A 20593-nucleotide genomic window follows, 5' to 3' on the forward strand; every position below is an offset into this window, starting at 1 on the left:
GACGGCAGGTATCCGGACAGCCACCAGCCCAGCACCGAGTACCCGGCACCAGCGCCTGGTATCCGTCCCGCTGGCCATGACACAGCGGCTGATACGCCCGCTCTGACGCCGTCCCCGAACGGCGCGCCCGGCAGACTCATGACCAGCGCGTTACTGCCGGCTCAGCCAGACAGCGCATCTCGGGGCTGGCGGAAACTGGTTTTCAAGGCATCCGGTGGAACGATCAACCCGGGGCCGTCCGCCGACGAGGTACGCCATCGGCGCCTGATCACGCACATCCGCACCCCCCTGTATGACTGCCACCGGATCGCGGTCATGTCGCTCAAGGGCGGTGTCGGCAAGACCACGACAACCGTGGCCCTCGGGTCGACGCTGGCGAGCCTGCGCGGGGACCGGGTGGTGGCGATCGACGCGAACCCGGACCGCGGCACGCTGGGCGCGAAAGTACCACGGACATGCACGAACACCGTACGTGATCTACTCGACAACGCCGGCTCGCTGGACCGTTATGTGGATGTCCGCAGATACCTGTCACAGGCCGACAGCCGCCTGGAGGTGCTCGCCTCCGCGAACGCGCCCGAGATCTCGCAGGCGTTCGCCGACACCGACTACCTTGCCGTCGACGGCATCCTGCAGCGGCACTACTCGATCCTGCTGACCGACTGTGGCACCGGGATCCTGCACAGCGCCATGCCCGCCGTCCTCCGGCTCGCCGACACGCTGGTGATCGTCAGCAGTTCCAGCGCGGATGGCGGCTCATCCGCCAGCGCCACGCTGGACTGGCTGGACGCGCACGGGTACGCGGCCCAGGTGCGAGCAGCGGTAACGGTTATCTCGACGTTCCCGACAAACGGGGAATCCGTGGACCTGAGCACTCTCGAACAGCATTTCACCGCCCGTACCCGGCGAGTCGTCCGGGTACCCTACGATCCGCATCTGGCAATTGGTGGACGCATCATGCTGGAAGGAATGCGAAAGGCGACCAGACAGGCATTCCTCGAAATCGCTGGCGCCGTCGCCGAACGGTTTGGGCAGACAGGTTCACGGCCTGTCCCGACGGTCCGGTCAGCGGGTGATCGCGGCGGTCACTGAACGGACACCGGGGCGTCGCAGCTGCCGGGCCACTGTGGTGCGGCCGTCCACGATCCGCCCGAACAGGCCGAACGTACCCGGCATGCAGGTCAGCAACGCGTGCAGTAACCCGGGATGGCGCGTGTAGACCGCCTGTACCTCGCGGCCGGCGTCCATCTCAGGGCCAAGCACCGCTTCGACGCGCCTGGGATAGTCCACGAGCGCGCAGGGGTCACCGAGGGCGGCTCGGGCCGCGGCCTCGCCGGCAAGGCGGCCCGAACGGAGCGCGAAGGAGATGCCTTCGCGCGTCCACGGGTCGAGCAGACCCGCCGCGTCGCCGGCAACCAGCACCCTGCCCCGGCGCAACGGCGAACCAACGGCCCGCACCCGCGTCAGATGCCCGGAGTCGTGCAGCGGTGTCACCGCGTCCAGACCGAGACCGCGCACCAGATCGGTGTAGTAGGAACGAAGCGCGCCGCCGTGTGCCCGCGAACCGATCACACCGACCGTGAGCGCTTCCCCCTTCGGGAACAGCCAGGCGTATGAACCGGGGACCGGGCCCCAGTCGAGCAGCACCCGGCCGGCCCAGCGCCGCGCGGTCGGGGCGCTCACCGGGAACTCACCCTCCAGCCCCACGTCCACCTGGTCGCACCGGACGCCCACATAACCACCGGTCCGCCCGGACGCGCCGTCAGCTCCGACAACGACTCGGGCACGCAGGCCGGGCCCGCCCCGCACCGACACCTCGACGCAACCAGCCTGCCGCCGCTGGAACTCCTCGGCCGCACGGACCTCGCCGCCGTCCGGTCCGTCCGGTCCTCCGTCCGGTCCGTCCAGTCCGGTGACTTCACGCAGGCCGGTGACGTGGACACCCGTCCGCAGGCTCGCCCCGGCGGCACAGGCCGAGTCCGCCAGCGCCCGGTCGAACTCCGAACGCATCACCATGGACAGCATCGGCCGGCCCGGCCGCCGCCTGGTCCGTGCCAGCCGGCCGTTGAGAGTGACCGTGAGCTGGTCAATGCTCGCACGGACCAGGTTCGACAGATCGACACCGGCATGATCGGCCGACAGGCCGACCAAACCGCCGCCACAGGTCTTGTACCGGGGAAGCTCAGCCCGCTCAAGCAGACAGACGGTGGCGCCGGCCCTGGCCGCCGCACGGGCGGCGCTGGCTCCCGCCGGACCGGCACCGATCACTATCACGTCGAACATCTCGCCTGGAGTACCCGACCGATCAGGAATATCGACTGGCATATTAACGTAGCGTGAGAGTCCGGCCCACGACGCCGGCGCGCATCCGGCGTTGCGACGGATCCAGCGGGGTCCGGTCGGCAACCGCATGTTCCAACCGGACCCGCAGCTCGCTGGCTGGTTCCTCACAACTGTCCGCATCAGCGCCCGGGGCAAGGTCCCATACCGGCACGACCAGACCGTCGGCCCGGAACGATCCGACAAAACGGGACCCGTCACCAACCGTGAGACAACCTGCCGTGGCCAGCCGCGCGAGAGCATCCAACAGGGGCTCCTCCGCATAGGCCTGAACCCACCGCAGGTGTGCCCGTTCCCCCGGACGGCACCAGTAAGCCGCGTCAACCGAGGCCAAGCGGGCGGTCGGGACGACAGCCGCGTTTGCCCGCTCGAGTGCGGCAACAACTTCCGGAGCAGGGCCGCTGCCGTCCTCGGACGCTGGGATCCACCAGGTGAACCCGGCGTGGACCGTAATGTCCAGCGGGGCCGGATCAAGGATGTCCAGCAGTGCCGGGCCGGGCTGGGTGTCATCCGCGCGGGCACCGCCCGCTGGCGCCCGCGGTGGGACGACCGGACCCGCGGGTTGCGCGGCGAGTGCCGCGAGCAGCGCCCGCGCGATGTCCGCGCCCGCGTCGTCGCTGGGCACGCCCGTCTGCATCGCCAGGAGAATCTCGCCGTTCTCCCGGACGATGGCGGGAACCGCCTGCGGCAGCATCGTGCCGAGCAGGATCGAGCGGTCGGCGTGTTCGGGATGGTCCGCGAGGTAACCGGCGGAGAGCTTGAGTGGAGCGGTCGCGCTGGGCACCAACTCACGCAGAGCCACCAGATCAGGCTCATCAGCCCGGCCGGCAAAAGGCCGCAGGACGGGCGCGGGCCGCCGCCGTACCCCGTGACATGCTTTGTAACGGCGCCCCGACCCACAGGGACACGGTGACCGCGGCCCGACAACGGGGAATTCTGCCTCACCGGCCCTGGAAACGCCCCGCGGTGTCCCGGGTACGGCCAGGTCAGCCTCGTTGGACACGCCAGGCCCGGACGAGCCGGATCCGGCGAAAGACGGCACGGGACGGCGGGCGGTCTGTCTGCGGGTGATCGGGTGCTCCTCGGCTTGACGGATCGGCTTCACAGATGCTGGCAGCGCCAGGCTAATACCTGCGGCCAGCGCGTCCCATCAACCCGTCCATGTCACCGTCCAGTTCGTACTGGATCTGCCACGCCGCGGCACGGGAGGGGACGCGGACCATCGCCCGCCCACCGGCAACGGGTCTGGCGGGCGGGCCGGAATCACCGGAACACGCATCATCGGCTCCTCGGTCACGGCGAGTCCAGGATCTCGTGCGGCCCCTGAAGCAGGCGAGCAGGCGAGAAAATCATGATCGAAAACCCTTCGGCCGCCAGGAAACCAGAGCCGGTTAGCCGTCACTCACCGGGGTAGGAGTTCGAACATGGAGATCAGATTTTCGCTGTCGCTCCCCCGGGACGAGATCTCCATTCCTGTTGTCCGCCGGATGTGCACGCAGTCGCTGAAGGTTCTCGGCGCGCACCAGGAGTGTGTGGACGATGTGGAACTCGCGCTCACCGAGGCATGCGCCAACGTGCTAAAACATGCCCAAGGGCTCGATTGGTACGAGGTCTCGGTCAACGTCGACAACCAGGTGGCCGCCATCGAAGTACTGGATAACGGCGGCGGCTTCGACGTCTTCCAGATAGACACTATGATTCTTGAGGCGTCCGCCAATGACGCGATCTGCGAAGACGGCCGTGGCATCTACGTCATGTACGCACTTATGGACAATGTCCAGTTCGATATTGTGGATGGCCCGCACCCCGGCATCCGGGTGCATCTGGAAAAACTACTGCAATGGGACGAGAGTTCGCCCGCCAGCCGGCTGGAACGCGCCCCCGCCCGCTGCGGCTCCTGAACGCACGGCCGCCCCTCGTCGCTACTGGAGACCCGGCGCCCGCAGCCTCGCGATCCACCCACCCGGACGCCGCTCCCTGATCGAATGACGACTTCCGAAACACGCCGTAAGCTGCCCGCATGAGCAGCGGCCAGCGCGGAACAGCCGGCGGAGCGTCACCGGTGACGCGAAGAATTGGTGTGGTGACCTTTCCGGGCTCCCTGGATGACCGGGACGCCGCGCACGCCATCCAGCTCGGCGGTGGCGAGGCTGTTGCGCTCTGGCATGGTGACACCGAGCTGAGCGGGGTGGACGCGGTGGTGCTGCCCGGCGGATTCTCCTATGGCGACTATCTTCGCGCCGGGGCGATTGCTCGTTTTTCCCCCATGGTCGGTGCGGTCGTGGACGCGGCCCGCGACGGGCTGCCCGTCCTCGGTATCTGCAACGGATTTCAGGTGCTGTGTGAGGCCGGGCTGCTGCCCGGGGCGCTCTCCCGCAACGTCGGCCTGCATTTCGTCTGCCGGGACCAGCGGCTGCGGATGGAAAACACGTCGACCGCGTGGACCTCGGAATACACGCCCGGCGCCGATGTGATCATCCCCGTAAAACACGGTGAGGGCCGCTATATCGTGCGCCCGGCAACACTCGCCCAGCTCGAGTATGACGGCCTGGTTGTTGCCCGCTACCTCGGCGGGAACCCGAACGGATCGGTCGCCGACATAGCCGGCGTCTGCAATGCCGGCGGCACGGTTGTCGGGCTGATGCCACATCCCGAGCATGCCGTCGAGCCGCTGACCGGCCCGGGATCGGACGGTCTGGCAATGTTCCGGCCGGTGCTTTCCGGCGTATTCACCGACTGATCGATGCCATAGCCGGCGATGCGGGCGGGCGGCAGCGCCGAGGAATACGGCGAAGGCGTCCTCCCTTCGTTCCGGCGCCCCAGCTCATCGTGCTCAGCCACCCGATTCCCTCACCACGCATGCGCGCTCAGCGACGGATCGCCAACCGGTACCTCTCTCGCTGCCGATTGTCATCAGCGAAGAAGTACTCCAGCAGGTCGTGCAGGTAGCCCGGGTCGGGCACACGTCTCGACGGCGGTATGTACTGTTTCACCCGAAAGGATCCACAGCCGAGGTTGTACATCGTGTACAGACCCAGTTTCAACCGGTCGAGTTCGGCGAGGATGTGGTCGGGCAGCGGATTTTCCTCATCCTCTTCAGAGGCCGTCTCGACGACCAGGCTCGGACAGTGCGCCCAGCGTCCATGAGCCGCGGCTTCGTAGAGTGACTCCAGCCGATTGGCGTCGACCGCCCGCTTGATTTCAAAAGACGAAATCGTGAGGACAACGTCGGGCAGCAGATACGAACTCCAGACCTCGACCGCCGCGACGTCCGGCCGGGACCACTGGCCGCTGGCCCGCGCCCGCCTACGCGCGGTAGCTGTCTCTCGGATGTGGCTGAACGTAAGTCCCGCTGTGTCGATCTCGCTCTGGTACCAGTCGACGAACGGCCGGTACAGTTCGGATTCCCGGCGTACCAGCTGGCCGGGGCCGGTGGCGGCGGATCCCGCGTCGTCGATGTGCGTTTCGAGCAGCTCATCGCCGGCTGGCTGGGACACATCGTCAGCGCGGGCGACCGTGCCCCCGCGGCCCCGCCCGATCCGGACGAGACCGGCGGTCTTCAGCTCGTCCAGAGCCAGTCGATAACGGTCGTTCGTGATCCTTACAGCGCTGCGCAACCGCAGGCCGCCAACGGGAGTGCCGTCAGGCGGCAGCTGGTCGAAAACAACGAGCGCGTCACGGGAAACGTTCGGCTGAGTCCGCTCGATCGGTGCCCGGCGGATCCGCCGCCCCTCCACAATCGCCATACCCGCGAGAACGAGCTCCGCCACCGCGTCATCGAACTGCGCGTCCGCCATACGGAGCCGCTTCCGCAACGTTCCGCAGTTCAACGGTGCCGGCCCGATTTCCGGATACAGTTCCGCCGCCGTTCTGGAAAGTGCCATCATCCCCTCGCCATCGTCCCCTCGCTGTCAGCTCCTCGCTGTCAGCCCGGCACAGTGCGAGCGCGTGTGAGATCGTCATTCCGGCTCGCCGCGCCCAGGCGCCCGCTGGCTGCGTTGTCGGCCACACCGATACAACTCATCCGGTATCGCTTCGGCCTTCCGCCTTGCCAGGGAGCGCCTGGACGCGGCTCACTGATCGAAAGCCCGATCTCACACACGCTCTGAGAACGCCCACGGGCGCCTGAGGACTGGACGCCTGGTTCACGCTGCCCTGTCACCAGGCGCTACTACTCCGCTATGACAGAAATATCTGATGCGGCACCACGGCGGAAGTCATTTCTGACATACTCACAACAGCCGCGACGATGTTTGAAACGCATTCGGCTGGAACGCTCACGAGATGGCGCGAGTTACGGCAGACAGCTGTCAGGGACCGCAGCCCCGAAGAGCGCGGGCAGCGTGGCCGAGTGGGCCCTCTGGAGGTCGTCGAGGCTGATAGCGAAGGCGTCCTGAACGTCGAGAGTGTCGCCGTCCACCACGCCGATGCGCCGGCATGGCAGCCCGCGGGCAGCGCACATGTCGGTGAACCGCAGCTCCTCCGATCGGGGGACGGCCACCACGGCTCGGCCAGCCGACTCGCTGAACAGCTCGGTGAACACGTCCGCGGCCCGGGGGAAGACGATGCGGGCACCACGCCCCCCGCGCAGGCACGACTCGACCAGAGCGGACGCCAGACCACCGTCGGACAGGTCGTGCGCCGCGGTCAGCATTCCGTCACGCGAACCCGCAACCAGGATCTCAGCCAGCAGCTTCTCCACGGCGAGATCGACCGCGGGCGGCTGCCCACCCAGGTGACGGTGCGACACCCACGCCCACTCGGACCCGCCGAACTCTGGATGGGTCTCCCCAAGCAGCAGCAGTGAGTCGCCCTCGTCGGTGAAACCGATCGCGACACGCCTGGCCACGTCGTCAAAAAGGCCGAGGACGCCGACCACCGGAGTGGGATTGATGGGCATCGAGCCGGTCTGGTTGTAGAAGGAGACGTTGCCGCCGGTCACCGGCAGGCCAAGGTGGCGGCAGGCCTCCGCGAGCCCCCGGGTCGCCTCGGCGAACTGCCACATGACCTCCGGGTCCTCGGGCGAACCGAAGTTCAGGCAGTTCGTGACCGCGATCGGCACGGCACCGGTGGCGGCCACGTTGCGGCATGCCTCAGCCAGGGCAAGCTGCGCGCCCGTGAACGGGTCGAGCCGGGCATACCGACCGTTACCATCTGTCGCCAGAGCGATACCAAGACCGGTCTCCTCCGAGAGCCTGACAACCCCGGCATCCTCGGGCTGCGCGAGCACGGTATTGGCCTGCACATAGCGGTCGTACTGATCGGTCACCCAGGTCTTTGAACACAGATTCGGTGAAGCAATCATAGCCAACAGAGTTGAGCGCAGGTCGTCTCCGCTGATCGGACGCGGCAGCACCGCCGGATCGTCGGCCCGCAGCGCGTCCAGATCCGCCGGCCTGCGGATCGGCCGGTTGTACACAGGCCCGTCGTCGGCAAGCGAACCGGGTGGCACGTCGACGACAACCTCGCCATGCCACCGGATGACAAGACGACCGCTGTCAGTAACACTTCCGATCCGAGTGGCAAGGACGCCCCAGCGTTCGGTGACCGTGAGCACCTCTGCCAGCGAGTCCGGAGCGACGATCGCGAGCATCCGCTCCTGGGACTCGCTCGCCAGGATCTCGTGCGGCGCCATCGACGCCTCCCGCAACGGGACGAGGTCGAGATCGACCGCCATGCCGCCGGGACCACCGGCGGCGAGCCCGGCCGCGGTTGTCTCGGTCAGCGCGCAGGTCAGCCCCGCGCCGCCGAGATCCTGGATAGCCACGACCAGCCCGCGGTCGAACAGCTCCAGACAGGACTCAATGAGGATTTTCTCGGTGAACGGGTCGCCGACCTGCACCGACGGCCGGCGGGCCGGTCCGCCGCCCTCGTCAAAGGTCGCCGAGGCCAGGACCGACACCCCCCCGATACCGTCCCGGCCGGTCTTCGCGCCGAGCAGGACGACCGCGTTGCCAACCCCGGCTGCCGCCGAAGTCTGTATCCGCCCGACCGGCATCACCCCCACGCACAAGGCGTTGACCAGCGGGTTCCCCAGATAGGACGGATCGAAGACGACCTCCCCGCCGATCGTCGGCAGGCCCAGGCAGTTGCCGTAGCCACCAATACCCGCGACCACCCCGGGCAGCACCCGCGCTGTGTCGGGCGCGTCCGCGTCGCCGAACCGCAGCGAGTCAAGGACGGCGACAGGCCGGGCGCCCATCGTCAGAATGTCGCGGACGATCCCACCGACGCCGGTGGCCGCGCCCTGGTACGGCTCCACGAAGCTCGGATGGTTATGTGATTCGATCTTGAAGGTGACGGCAAGGCCCTCACCAACAGCGACCACCCCGGCGTTCTCGCCCATACCGACGAGCATGCGGTCACCGGCGGGTATGTCACGGAAGCGCCGCAGGTGCACTTTGGACGATTTATACGAACAGTGCTCGCTCCACATCACCGCGTACATGGCAAGCTCGGCATCGGACGGCGGTCGACCCAGCGCGGAAACGATCCGGGTGTACTCCTCATCGGTGAGGCCAAGGGCCTGGCTCGTGGATACCGTGGTTGGTACGCCGGTCACGTCGTCCATCCTCCCGGAGGTTCCGGCCGCGACAACCCGATCTCGGCCACCCAGCCTCGGTGGTTCCACCGTGACAACAACGACAAAAATGACACGGACACCCAGGCTGTCATCAGGAGTGGCCGTAGGGCTCTGGACCGGCGCCGTCGCCGGTTACCGCACCAGCGCCATCGTCTTGCACCGAACCGGGCGAGTGTGCCGACACACCGATGAGTTCCAGGTCGGATGATTCCAGGTCGCCCGGATCATCGTCATACACAACCGCCTCGGGATGCGCCGAGGGAGCGACCAGCGCCTCCGAGTGCGCCCCACAGCCATGATCAAGGGCGGTCACCCGACCGTCATCCGGGGCCATCTCGTTGGCGCACACCCCGAACACGCGGCCGAGAATACCGGCCAGACGAACGTGAAAACCGCATGTCTGACAGGCCGCGGGAGCGACCCGCGCGATAGACGCCTCCGGGCCGGACTCGCCTGCGTACCAACGAGCAAGCGCATCGTCACGCCCCAGCACGGACAACAACCGCGGACGGCCGAGCCCGATCTCATACCAGGCGTCGGTGTCGACGAACTCCTCAACATCACCGAGACGCAGGGTGAGCCGCGGGTCGTCCACGGCGGTCGGCAGCAGATCCCCGACCCCGACATCGCCCGGTCGCAGCCGCTGCGACCACGGCACCCACTGCGGAGCGGTCAGGGCGCCGTCGCCGGGCAACAGCACAACATCATCCACAGTGACTTTCCGCATCCGCGACGCGCGGCTCACGACCACCGTCCACACCCAACCGGGATAGGCTCGGGCCGTACACGCAAAGCGATGCAGGACGAGACGCTCGCCCTCCGCCTCGACGCCGAGGTGCTCGCCAACACAGCTCGGATCATCAGCCTCGGTGACCGCGGCGGCGCGGGCTTCCTCCACAGCCGTGGCGCACGCGGCGTCCAGCGCGGGCGGTTTGGGCCCCTTGGCCGCCCGCGGGGCCTTCGGTGTTTTCGGTGTTTTCGGGTTTTCGAGGCGGGGGGCCGGGCCACTCGCCCCGCCAGCTCCGGGGGCTCCGGCTCAGCGGGCGCCGACACGCCCCGGCTCTTCCGTGGCAGCGACCCGGATGCCTGGGGATCAGCCCGGCTCCCATCCGCGGCAGATGGCTTCGAGGTCGGTGTTCCCGGGCTGGACGATCCCGGATCGGACGATGTCGACGCTACCGTTGGTGTCGCTATCGCTGAGCCACGCTGCACATCCTGAGCCTCCACGTACGTATTGTCGCCTACAGGTTCCGGAAGTGTGCCGCGTGGTCGCGGTGGTCCTCCTGGGGAGAGGGGACACTCTGGATGGTGAACGTGGGCAGTGCTGTCACCAGCGGGATTCGAAGGCTGCGTGCGTCCGGCCGCAGCGGCGGCGCCGAGCAGTCGGGGCTCGCGGCCCTCACCGAGCTTTCCGTCGTCAACGCGGCGGGGGACGCGCTGGTGACGGTGGCGCTGGCCGGCTCCCTCTTCTTCGCCGTGCCGACGGGCGAGGCCCGGTCGAAGGTCGCCATGTACCTACTGATCACCATGGTGCCGTTCACCCTGCTGGCGCCGGTGATCGGCCCAGTGCTGGACCGGTTCGCCCACGGCCGCCGCACCGCGCTGGCCGCGATCTGCCTGGCCCGCGGCATGCTGGCCTGGCAGCTCGCCGGTTCCCTCGAGCACGGGGTGGCCGTCTACCCCCTCGCGCTCGGCCTGCTCATGCTCTCCCGTGGGTTCGGGGTGGCCCGCAGCGCGGTGATCCCCCGCGTCATGCCCCCGGAGCTGACCCTCGTGAAAATCAACTCCCGGGTCTCCCTGGTGAACATCGCGGCTGGCTCGGCGGTAGCGCCGCTTGGCCTCACCATCGCCAAGATTCCCCATGTCGGTTACCCATGGGTGCTGCGGGTCTGTGCGATCGTCTACATGACCGGCGTCCTGCTGGCATTCAATCTGCCCAAACACGTCGACTCCGCCGCCGGTGAGAAACGCGCCTTTGTGCTGGGAGCAATCGTCAGCCACCGGAACATGGCCAGCCGCCTGCTGCGCGCCATGGGCGGCCTGCCGGTCGCGCTCCGCGCTTCTCTGGTGCTGCGCGGCCTGGTCGGATTCCTCACCTTCTACCTGGCGTTTCTGCTGCGGACGAGCGGTGGCACCAATCTCTGGCTCGGTGCGCTGGCGATCTGCGCGGGGGTGGGCAGCGGCCTGGGCGTGTTCATCGGCGGGCGGCTGGGCCGCCGGCGGCCCGAGGCACTGCTGATGCTGTCGCTGCTGATGGCATCAGGTGGTTGTCTCGGCGCCGCGATCAACTACACAAGGCTCACCTCGCTGCTGGCGGCCTTGCTGGCAAGCATGGCGGGTTCAATGGGAAAGCTCGGCCTCGACGCGATCATCCAACGTGACATCGCCGAGGACACCCGCAACTCCGCGTTCGCCCGCTCGGAAACCGCGATTGCGCTCGCGTGGGTCGCCGGCGCCGCGGTCGGCCTGATCGAGATGCCGGGGACGCTCGGCTTCGCGGCAGCCTCCGCGGTGGTCCTGCTCACAATGTTCGTGGAGACCCGGGCCCTGTACCGGGCACGGGCCGCGAGCCGCGCCCGTCGGGGACGCTCGGAAAATCCGGGGTGGGCCGGGCCAGCCGCGGGCGCAACCCTCGTGGCCGGGCACCCGGCGATCATCCAGGACACCGCGGTGCTACCAGACGCGGCGACGCTGCCGGACACCGCGGTCCGGTCCTAGGGTGTGCTTCGGGTGTGCTTCGGAAAGCCGTCCGTCCGGCTCGCCACGCCCCAGGCGGCCCCCTGATCGAACGACGGCTTCCAGAACACGCCGTAACGGATCCCGGTGATGCGCCCGAGCCCGGCCTACCCGCGAGCGACCGCGGGACAGGCTGCCCGGACCGCCGATGGAATAGCCCCATCAGCTGAGACCGACAACCCACTCGCCAGATCGCGATCCGAGCGGCATCCGACCCGTGCTGAACGATAACCTCCGACCGTGTCCGTATCTCGGCTACTTCCCCGCATCCGATGGCAACGCCTGATCGTGCTGCCTGTCCTCGGCGCGCTCGTCGGAGTGCTCACTGGCTGCGACCGGCCAACGCCGCTGGTGAGCATGCAGGCTGGTCGAAACTTCGTACAGGCGCACGCCGCCCAGTACGAGCGCGACGGCAGGGTGATCAAGGATGCCGGCTACCAGCTCCCGGTGCTGCACGCCGCTCCCGGGGAGACGATCAACATCGACGTTCCGAAGTCGGTTGCCAGCCATGGATATTTCCTGGCGTCCAACGACGCCCGGATTTCCAACACCATAACCGATCCGCACTACCGCCTGACCGTGCCGGAAGGACAGGGCGAGGCCTCCCTGACCATCTTCCAGGCGCCAAGCGGTAGCTCCAGCCAAGCGTCCGGAAGCTGGCCGTTCCGTCTTGTCATCCACCCATAGGTTCATGATCGACAACTTCATGGTCGAGACGCGCTCAGGACCCGTCCCCGCATCGGGGTCCGTATGAACCGAATCCTGCTGGTCACCGCGGTCAGCCCGGAGGCTGACGCGGTCTGCGCCGGAATGATGGGGATGTGGCAGCCGCGGGCCACGGTTGCCGGCGCCGCGTCGTCCCGCGGCGGCTCGGTGCCGTCATGGGACCGCCAGCTCCTGACCGCGGTACGGCTCGGCCCCTACCTGGGACGCCGGTCTGGTTCGGTGACCGTCCTGGCTGCCGGAGTGGCCGGTCCGGCCGCGGCGGCGGGTACCGCGACCGCGCTGGCGATCGCCCGTGCTTCGGGTGACCCGTTCGACCTGGTCATCTCCCTCGGTATCGCGGGCGGTTTCGCCGGCCGCGCCGATATCGGCGACCTGGTCGTCGCGGACGCGCTGGTCGCCGCGGATCTCGGTGCCGAGGCGGGCGCCGACGGCCCGCTGGACAAACCCGCATCGCAGCCGCCGCCCGCCGGATCAGCATCCAGCGCGAACAGCGGAGCCGACGGGTTCCTGAGCCTGGAGCAGCTCGGCCTCGGGCCGTCCAGGCTGATTCCCCGTGAGAGTGTCGTCGAGCGGCTCGTCACCCTGCTCGCGGTCACCGGACGGACAATCAGGACCGGACCCGTACTCAGCGTCTCCACGGTCACCGGGACCGAGCGGCGGGCCGCGGCGCTGGCGCTGCGGTTCGGCCCGGCCGCCGAGGCAATGGAAGGCTACGCGGTCGGTGTCGCCGCGGCGGCGTTCGACACACCTTTCGCCGAGGTCCGCGCGGTCAGCAACGCGGTCGGTCATCGTGACCGGTCGAATTGGGACGTGCCGGAGGCACTCGCCGGGCTCAGCGCGGCCGCCGCCAGTCTGGCCGCCGGCATCGACACGCTTGCCAGCGTCCTGCCCGCCGCTGACGGCAGTGCCTGCGGCGCCGGGCCGGCCAAACCGGCTCCCGGGGCCGGCACACGGTGACATCGCGGTCAGCACTGCCATCGCCGTTGTCCGTGGCAATCTCGCCGTGCCCAAACGACACGTTCGCCTTCCACGCTCTGGCGCACGGGCTCGTTGCGGGCGTACCGCCGGTCACCGTGACCTTCGCGGACATCGACGTGCTGAACTCCCGCGCCGTTGCCGGCCTCGACGACCTGGTGAAGGTCTCCTACGCGGCTCTGCCCTGGCTGCTGGGCTCCTACCAGCTGCTGTCCGCGGGCAGCGCCCTGGGACGCGGATGTGGACCACTCGTGGTCACCGCCGGCCGGGACGACCTGTCCGGCGCGCGTATCGCGATACCCGGGATGCGCACGACCGCCTATCTGTTGTTCCGCCTGTGGGCAGCGGGACGCGGCGTCGGCGGCATCGACGTCCTGCCCTTCGAAAAAATCATGCCAGCGGTGCGCGACGGGCGGTACGACGCCGGCCTGGTCATTCACGAATCGCGGTTCACCTACCCGTCCTACGGGCTCACCGCTGTGGCGGACCTGGGCGACTGGTGGGAGTCCGAAACCGGCCTGCCCATCCCGCTGGGAGCCGTCCTCGGCCGGCGTGCGCTGGACGGCAGCGCGCTCTCAGCCGCGGTGCGGGCAAGCGTCGCGGCGGCTTTCACCGACCCTCGGGCATCGCGGACCTATGTGCTGAACAACGCGCAGGAAATGGACACCGAGGTCGTGAACGCCCATATCGAACTGTATGTTAATAATTACACCCTGTCACTCGATGACGAAGGCTACACGGCGATCGAGACGCTGCTGGGACGAGCGGCCACCGCCGGGCTCGTCCCGCCGATGCCAGCTCTGCCACGCTGACCGCGGCGCCGGCCGATTCGACCAGCGCCGGACCGAAGATCCGCAACAGGCTCAAGCGCCGAGACGAGCGCTCAAGCCTCCAGCTCATCGGCGACCGCATGGACGACCTTGGCCACTGTCTGGGCTGTCCGGCGATCCGGATAGCGCCCCCGGCGCAATGAGTTCTGCACCTCGTCCAACAGCTTGATCATATCCTCGACCATGCTGTGAAGCTCGTCCGGGCTGCGCCGAGCCGCATGTGCCGCGGCTTTCGCCACCGACGGCGGAGCCGCGAGTACCCGCACCGACAGCGCCTGATCGCCCTTTCGGCCCGCGGCAACGCCGAACTCGACCCTGTCGCCGGGCTTGAGCTTCTCCACCCCTGGCGGTAGCGCGCCCTTATGGACGAACACATCACCGCCGTCATCACGGCTGAGAAAGCCGAAGCCCTTGTCGACGTCGAACCACTTGACTCTGCCGGTGGGCACGGGCGACCTCGTTCTGCGTGGCGAAGGGAGACTGTTCAGTCAGATGTCGAGGTCTCCAAGGCTATCCGGGGACACGGCCGTGAGCGGTCATCCGCGCCTATTCGTACCCGATCACGGCCAACCGGCGGGCAACGACGACCCGGCCACCGGCTTCTCGTGCCGGCGTGGGCAGCAGGAATCACCCGGCGATCCGTAGGCTGGCCGGTGTGGCTTACCAACAACCCCACCGGTCTGATCGGCCGACGGCGCCACGACCATCCGTGGCCGTATCGCGCACGCTCCCCGGGAACACGCGCGGACGAACGGTGGACATGCTCGTCCGGATCGGGACCAGCCTCTTCGCGGTCGGCCTCGTCGCCACCGCGATCATCATCATCCCTTTCTTCTTCGGTGTCACCGAGCGGCCCACCTGGTTGAACGTGCTGGCGGCGGGCGGATTGACGATCGGCCTCGGGGTCGCGCTCGTCGCGATCGTGGCCGCTGTGCTCTCCCCCGCGCCGGCCGACGAGACAGAACCACCCGACGAGACAGAACCACCCGAGGAGACAGAACCACCCGAGGAGACAACAGCGGCTGGCCCCGCCCCAGCGGGAACTTCCTGATGTCAAGGGCGGGGTAGCAGCTCATTCATCGAGCCGGACCGGAAACCGCGGGGATCGATCTCCACCCGCTCGAAACCCTCGATTACCGTCAGCAGCTCCGGCCGCGCCGCCAGCGCCCGCACATGGGTGGCGTCCACCTCGACCATCGCCACCTCGCCAAGATCACGAACCCGTAGATTGCGCACGCCCAAGCCGGCGGTGTCCAGCGCCGCCCGCAACGCCGCCTCCGCCAGCTCAACGCGGGCGAGACGCCCCGGTGACACGGTGACGCCGTAGGCGATCCGGCTTGCCAGGCACGCGGCGGCCGGTTTGTCCCAGGTCGGCAGCCCCCACAACCGGGATGCCGCACGGATCTGGGCCTTGCTCAGACCGACGTCCAACAACGGGGTGCGTGCTCCCCGCGCGGCCGCCGCGCCGATACCCGGCCGGAACCCGGCCACCGCGTCGTCAGCATTCGTGCCGGTCACCACATGCGCAAGCCCGAGGGAAGCCGCGAGTGGGCGCAACGTCTCGGTGAGCTCCGCCTTGCAGAAGTAACACCTGTCCGGCCCGTTGGCCCGGTAACCGTCGCGGCCCATCTCGTTGGTGGCCGGCGTGAGATGGCGGACCCCGAGATCCGCCGCGAAATCGGCCGCCGCCCGCAGCTCCGCCCGCGGCAGGGAGGCAGAGACCGCGGTGGCGGCTGCCACGCGGTCGGGACCGAGCGCCCGAACCGCGGCGGCGAGCAGAAACGCCGAGTCCGCACCGCCGGAGAAGGCAACCAGTACGGAGCCGAGCTCAGCGAACCTCGCGGCCAGGTCATCGAGGTGGCCGGCCAGGAGACGGCCGTCCGCTGTCGACACCTCCGACGACACGGATCTCCCTGCTACGGATGCCGACACAGGTCCGAGGGTAGTGACCCACCCACACCGGACGCATGCCCGGTCCGGGCTTCCGTGGTCCGGGCTGACGAGCGACGATAGGCTCGTGCGCCATGGCCAGGGTCGTAGTGGACGTGATGCTGAAGCCGGAGATCCTCGACCCGCAGGGGCAGGCGGTGCTCACCGCGTTGCCGCGGCTGGGTGTGACCGGCATCGTCTCGGTACGCCAGGGCAAGCGGTTCGAACTGGAGGTGGACGGCGCGGCGGATGCCGATGCCCTCGCCCGGATCGAGCGGCTCGCCTCGTCGGTACTGGCCAACCCCGTGATCGAAGACTACGTCGTCCGGGTTGAACCTGTGCCTGCGCAATCCCGCTAAGTGGTCGCCGCCGGAAGTTCGTCCAGGGTCTGCCGGCGGCGACCGCTTAGGTTGCTGTCCAGCCGTCAGGAGCAGGGGCAGGCGGCAGCCTGCTCATATTCCCGTCGTTCCCGTCCTGTTCTCCGAACAGATCAACGGGCTGGTGACGCTCAGCTGGCGCGCTATCCGGGGGGAGCCATCGGGTCAGCCGGTGAGACGAACGCGACCCGGCGTCCACACGAGTCGCATACAGCCACTCTGGCATCGGGTTCGTCGTCCGAGGGCACAAGGTGCGCCAACGGGACGATCCCCCCGCACCACGGGCAGGTGAGCCACGGCCCGTCCGCGCCGCATCCCGACGGCTCGACATCAAGTGATTCCACGCTCATCACGGTGCCACCGCGCGCTCAGCGTCGAGGGCTCCAAAGGCCTTCCGGTGACCACAGCCGCCGATTCGCGGGACGCAGGCCCCGAGCGCATGGGCACAATGCCGAAAAACCTCGGTAACAATGCCGAATCAGCTGGCCAGCAAAGAAGCAACGATAAAAAACAACCGGGCTGGCTGTCTTGTGCGCCGCCAACAACCGGCTGCGGAATCAGTGGCAGGGCCCGGGAGGCATGCTGTGATCTTTGTCGCGCCAGTGAGCACCCGTACCACCGGGCACCGGTGAGGAACCCGGCACGCCGAGGCCCCGGCTCACGACGGGGACAGCTGACAGGATGGGCGGATGGGCGCGGACGAGGTACCTTCAGTCACTATTGATCAGATTCCGGTCAACCTGTCGCCAACCGCCGAAATCCTGCTCCTGGACGTCCGAGAGACCGCGGAGTGGGACGCCGGACATATCTCCGGCGCGCTGCACATCCCCATGGGTGAGCTGCTCAAACGCCTCGACGAGGTGCCGCGTGAACGGGATGTGGTGGTTGTCTGCCGGTCGGGGCAACGCTCGGCCGTGGTCACGGCTCACCTGCACCGGGGCGGCTGGCGGGCCCGCAACCTCCACGGCGGGATGATCGCCTGGAATGCGGCGGGGCGCCCGATGGCGACCAACGCACCCGCACCGCATCCGCCAGCGGTGATCTGACCGGTGGTGTGGCCGGCCGCCGATGATGGTCGCCACGTCAAGGAGGCGGTCCTCGCTGTGGACAGGTCCGCCGTATCCGCGATGCGCGGACCCGCGGCGGTGGATACCGCGCGATCAGCGCACGCGTGACGAGAGAATAGGCGTCATGAACCACGACGGTCCCGCCGTTTCGGCTGCCGGCCCGCGGCCGTCCAGCGGCCGAAACCGAGATCTCCGCCGGACGCGAGAACCCCGCCCTCGCGGAGCCCCCGGCAGCGTGAGGGCGCTGCTCGCGCTCTGCCTCGGACTCGTCTTCGTCGCGTCCGCCTGCGGCTCGGCCGGCGACGCCTCAGCCGCAAACGCCGGAGCGGTCGGTGGCGCCGGCCAGGGCGGGCAGGCCGCCGCTGGAAGCGCCCTCGCGACGTTACGGTCGATGCCGGTCCACGCCGCGACGAACTCGCCGCCGTACCGACGGGACAAGTTTGGTGATCCCTGGCAGGACGTCGACGGCAATGGTTGTGACACCCGGAACGACATCCTGCGCCGGGACCTGACGCTGGTGACCGTCAGGCAGGGGGACCCGTGTATCGTCCTGACCGGCGAACTAAAAGATCCATATACCAGCCGGACCGTCCGTTTCAACAGGGCACGGGACGCCGCGGCTGTCCAGATCGACCATGTCATCGCGTTGGCGGACTCCTGGCGTACCGGGGCCGCCTCCTGGCCATCGGACAAACTGGTCGCCTTCGCGAACGATCCGGAGAACCTGCTCGCGGTCGACGGCCCGACGAACCAGGACAAAAGCGACGACGACGCCGCCCAGTGGCTGCCGCCGAACCAGGCGTACCGGTGCCAGTATGTGGCCCGTCAGATCGGCGTGAAAGCCCGCTACGGGCTTTGGCTGGAGCCAAGCGAACGGGACGCCATGGCCAAAACGCTGGCCAAGTGCCCAGGTCAACCAGTACTCGGCGGCAACCGCAGGAATTGACCGATCATTTGACAGAAGCGGTCACGAGCGTACCTGCGAGCGGCACACAGGCACAGCCCCATACTCGGGGTCAGCCAACAGGCATACACCGACGACGGAAAACTCAAACAACACCATGCCAGCACATCTGAGACGGGGCTGCGAGCGACCGGCAAGAAAGACGTAGATCAAGGAGTGGTGTCCAGGTGGATGGATCGCGAAACCGCGGAGGGAGGCACGCTGATGCTGGGTGGCGACCTTCCAGATCATCGACCACCATCGATCAGGTACGCCCCAACACCGACGCCCCAGGCACCAGGAGGTCAGGGAAGCGCCAGCGGAAGGACACCACCGGTGAAGCCGCTCGAAGAGCGGCAAGCACCAAGAACCAGAACGTGGGCGAGGGGGGAGTTGAACCCCCACGTCCGTTAGGACACACGGACCTGAACCGTGCGCGTCTGCCATTCCGCCACTCGCCCGAGTGCGACTATCACGCTATCACGCGCTCCAGGCCGCCCGAGCCGTGGGCCGGGCGGAGATGGAAGCATACGATCTCAGGGCTGGGAGAAGGCCTAGAGGAGGGGAGGTCGAGATGGGCGTGCTACAACGCTTCGAGCGCCGCCTGGGCGGCCTCGTCGAGGGGGCGTTCGCCAAGGTCTTCAAGGGCGGCGTCGAACCGGTCGAGATCGCCAGCGCGCTGGCCCGGGAGACCGACGACCGGCGTGCGGCCAGTTCCAACCGGGTACTCGTCCCCAACGAGTTCGCGGTCGAGCTCGCCGTCGGGGATTTCACCCGGCTCGCTCCCTACACCCAAGCGCTCTGCGACGAGCTGGCCGAGATGGTCCGCGAACACGCAGCCGAGCAGCACTACACGTTTGTCGGTCCCGTCGGCGTGCGCCTTGCCGAGGCCGATGATCTCGATGTCGGGGTGTTCCGCATCCGCAGCAGTGTCGCGGCGGCCGACCCCGGCGCCGTGACCGGTCGACGCGGGCCGGCACGCCCGCGATCGAACGCCCCGGGAGCACCACGCCTGCTGATCTCCGTCAAGCCCGGCCCGACCGGGAGGGCAGGTGGAGACGAGCGCGAATATCCATTGGACAGCGAGACCACGGTCATAGGTCGCAGCGTAGAATGTGATATACGTCTCAATGACACAGGTGTTTCTCGCCGGCACGGCGAGGTCAGGCGGATGCAGGATGGCCAGTTCGTCTACATCGACCACGGCTCCACCAACGGCAGCATCGTCAATGGCCGAGCCGCCAGCCAGGTACGGCTTGTCGACGGCGACCAGATCGAGCTGGGCGCGACGATCCTCGCCTTCCGCCGGGAGGACCCGCGAGACGCTGGCGCGAACCGGGCCGCGCGGCGTGCTCCAGCCGGCCCCGCGGGAGCGGCTGGAGCACCGGTCCCATACCCCGCCGCCACCATGCCGCCAGCCACCGCGCCAGCCGACACACGCGGCCGGCCGCCGGACCCCTACCGCGGCGCTCCTGGTGGATACCCGCCCCCACCGGCCGACCCCTATCGTGGGGGCCCATACCATGACGAGCCGAGGCGGGAAGACCCCTACCGGGGCAGCCCATACTATGACGAGCCGAGGCGGGAAGACCCCCGCCGGGGCGGTCAGTCAACCGGCTACCCACCACCGACGGATGCTTACCGGGGCGGTAGGCGGCCCGAAACCGGCCAGCCCACGGGGGGACGGCAGACTGCCCCGTATGAGGATCCGTATGGTGATCATCCTCGCTACAACGACCCTTACGCCGGGAGGGAGGGTCAGTACCGCGGTGGCGCAGACCCTCGTGACCAGCGTGCCGTCCGCATGCCCGGTCCGCCTCCGGAGCCGCGGGACGGGTATGGCCCAACCGTGGCTGGCTATGGAGCACCCGTTGATCATCGTCCGCCAAATGATCGTGGCTTTCCCTCGAGTCACGGCGACCCTCGGCGCGGCGTCCGGCCGGCTGGTCCCGACGACGGCGTCGATATGCATGAGCAGGAGACCTACCGTCCAGATCAGCCACACCCCGACGCACGCCGGAACCCACCGGAACGTGGGCGTCCGGCCGGCCCGGCCGCGCCGCCTGAGCCCGATCGCGGCTGGTAGG

18 protein-coding genes, 1 tRNA gene and 1 pseudogene are annotated in these 20593 nt (G+C 68.4%); 12 read left to right on the forward strand and 8 right to left on the reverse strand.

Annotated elements, in window-relative coordinates:
* Nucleotides 1–1092: MinD/ParA family protein (locus tag MJ785_RS00765; RefSeq protein WP_239379891.1), on the forward strand; the 1092-nt coding region annotated here is incomplete at its 5' end.
* Here the strand turns inward: MJ785_RS00765 and MJ785_RS00770 are convergent.
* The gene (locus tag MJ785_RS00770) at nt 1066–2325 is read right to left on the reverse strand and encodes a geranylgeranyl reductase family protein (RefSeq protein ID WP_239379892.1); all 1260 of its coding nucleotides are present in this window, start codon (nt 2323–2325) and stop codon (nt 1066–1068) included. The genes MJ785_RS00765 and MJ785_RS00770 overlap by 27 nt on opposite strands.
* Before the next feature lies 1 nt (nt 2326).
* Nucleotides 2327–3325, reverse strand: a complete 999-nt coding sequence (locus tag MJ785_RS00775) for a DUF5926 family protein (RefSeq protein ID WP_239310001.1) — start codon at nt 3323–3325, stop codon at nt 2327–2329.
* A 439-nt stretch (nt 3326–3764) separates the two neighbouring features.
* On the opposite strand from MJ785_RS00775, the gene MJ785_RS00780 reads away from it, so the two are divergent.
* Nucleotides 3765–4241, forward strand: coding sequence for an ATP-binding protein (locus MJ785_RS00780; protein WP_239309985.1), 477 nt, complete (start codon nt 3765–3767; stop codon nt 4239–4241).
* A 119-nt stretch (nt 4242–4360) separates the two neighbouring features.
* Nucleotides 4361–5080 (forward strand): phosphoribosylformylglycinamidine synthase subunit PurQ, encoded by a 720-nt coding sequence (gene purQ / locus MJ785_RS00785; RefSeq protein ID WP_239379893.1) that lies wholly within the window; start codon nt 4361–4363, stop codon nt 5078–5080.
* A gap of 127 nt (nt 5081–5207) precedes the next feature.
* Here the strand turns inward: purQ and MJ785_RS00790 are convergent, their stop codons facing one another.
* The 3 genes from MJ785_RS00790 to MJ785_RS00800 all read right to left on the reverse strand — a co-directional run bounded on the left by MJ785_RS00790 (nt 5208) and on the right by MJ785_RS00800 (nt 9821).
* The gene (locus MJ785_RS00790) at nt 5208–6137 is read right to left on the reverse strand and encodes a hypothetical protein (RefSeq protein WP_239379894.1); all 930 of its coding nucleotides are present in this window, start codon (nt 6135–6137) and stop codon (nt 5208–5210) included.
* 497 nt (nt 6138–6634) lie between these two features.
* Nucleotides 6635–8911, reverse strand: a complete 2277-nt coding sequence (gene purL, locus MJ785_RS00795) for a phosphoribosylformylglycinamidine synthase subunit PurL (protein ID WP_239379895.1) — start codon at nt 8909–8911, stop codon at nt 6635–6637.
* A 103-nt stretch (nt 8912–9014) separates the two neighbouring features.
* Nucleotides 9015–9821 (reverse strand): DUF3027 domain-containing protein, encoded by an 807-nt coding sequence (locus MJ785_RS00800; RefSeq protein ID WP_239379896.1) that lies wholly within the window; start codon nt 9819–9821, stop codon nt 9015–9017.
* Nucleotides 9822–10228: 407 nt separating this feature from the next.
* Here MJ785_RS00800 and MJ785_RS00805 point away from each other — a divergent pair, with 407 nt between their 5' ends.
* The 4 genes from MJ785_RS00805 to MJ785_RS00820 all read left to right on the forward strand — a co-directional run bounded on the left by MJ785_RS00805 (nt 10229) and on the right by MJ785_RS00820 (nt 14172).
* Nucleotides 10229–11641, forward strand: a complete 1413-nt coding sequence (locus MJ785_RS00805) for an MFS transporter (protein ID WP_308194802.1) — start codon at nt 10229–10231, stop codon at nt 11639–11641.
* A gap of 258 nt (nt 11642–11899) precedes the next feature.
* A complete protein-coding gene (locus MJ785_RS00810; RefSeq protein ID WP_239309989.1) occupies nt 11900–12346 on the forward strand; it encodes a hypothetical protein in 447 nt (148 codons plus the stop codon).
* Nucleotides 12347–12409: 63 nt separating this feature from the next.
* Nucleotides 12410–13342, forward strand: a complete 933-nt coding sequence (gene mqnB, locus MJ785_RS00815) for a futalosine hydrolase (RefSeq protein WP_239344728.1) — start codon at nt 12410–12412, stop codon at nt 13340–13342.
* On the forward strand, nt 13339–14172 hold the full coding sequence (locus MJ785_RS00820; protein ID WP_239309991.1) for a 1,4-dihydroxy-6-naphthoate synthase: 834 nt from the start codon (nt 13339–13341) through the stop codon (nt 14170–14172). Before mqnB ends, MJ785_RS00820 begins: the two co-directional genes overlap by 4 nt.
* Before the next feature lie 71 nt (nt 14173–14243).
* Here the strand turns inward: MJ785_RS00820 and MJ785_RS00825 are convergent, their stop codons facing one another.
* Nucleotides 14244–14639 carry a cold-shock protein gene (locus MJ785_RS00825; protein ID WP_239309992.1) on the reverse strand — a complete coding sequence of 132 codons (396 nt, stop codon included), beginning with the start codon at nt 14637–14639 and terminating at the stop codon, nt 14244–14246.
* Nucleotides 14640–14944: 305 nt separating this feature from the next.
* Between MJ785_RS00825 and MJ785_RS00830 the strand changes: the two genes are divergently transcribed.
* Nucleotides 14945–15241 carry a hypothetical protein gene (locus MJ785_RS00830; RefSeq protein WP_239344731.1) on the forward strand — a complete coding sequence of 99 codons (297 nt, stop codon included), beginning with the start codon at nt 14945–14947 and terminating at the stop codon, nt 15239–15241.
* A gap of 2 nt (nt 15242–15243) precedes the next feature.
* On the opposite strand, the pseudogene larE reads toward MJ785_RS00830, so the two are convergent.
* Nucleotides 15244–16062: pseudogene (gene larE, locus MJ785_RS00835) on the reverse strand (ATP-dependent sacrificial sulfur transferase LarE); the annotation flags it as partial.
* Nucleotides 16063–16214: 152 nt separating this feature from the next.
* Between larE and purS the strand changes: the two are divergent.
* The 3 genes from purS to MJ785_RS00850 all read left to right on the forward strand — a co-directional run bounded on the left by purS (nt 16215) and on the right by MJ785_RS00850 (nt 18509).
* A complete protein-coding gene (gene purS / locus MJ785_RS00840; protein WP_239310003.1) occupies nt 16215–16478 on the forward strand; it encodes a phosphoribosylformylglycinamidine synthase subunit PurS in 264 nt (87 codons plus the stop codon).
* 707 nt (nt 16479–17185) lie between these two features.
* Nucleotides 17186–17542: a rhodanese-like domain-containing protein gene (locus MJ785_RS00845; protein ID WP_239309993.1), complete on the forward strand. Its 357-nt coding sequence runs from the start codon at nt 17186–17188 to the stop codon at nt 17540–17542.
* Between the two features lie 256 nt (nt 17543–17798).
* Nucleotides 17799–18509, forward strand: a complete 711-nt coding sequence (locus MJ785_RS00850) for an HNH endonuclease family protein (protein WP_239309994.1) — start codon at nt 17799–17801, stop codon at nt 18507–18509.
* A 375-nt stretch (nt 18510–18884) separates the two neighbouring features.
* Here the strand turns inward: MJ785_RS00850 and MJ785_RS00855 are convergent.
* Nucleotides 18885–18967: transfer RNA gene (locus MJ785_RS00855), tRNA-Leu, on the reverse strand.
* A 113-nt stretch (nt 18968–19080) separates the two neighbouring features.
* On the opposite strand from MJ785_RS00855, the gene MJ785_RS00860 reads away from it, so the two are divergent.
* On the forward strand, nt 19081–20592 hold the full coding sequence (locus MJ785_RS00860; protein ID WP_239309995.1) for an FhaA domain-containing protein: 1512 nt from the start codon (nt 19081–19083) through the stop codon (nt 20590–20592).
* The last annotated feature ends 1 nt before the right edge of the window (nt 20593 follow it).

Source organism: Protofrankia sp. CiT1, assembly GCF_917627335.1.
Classification (GTDB): Bacteria; Actinomycetota; Actinomycetes; order Frankiales; family Frankiaceae; genus Protofrankia.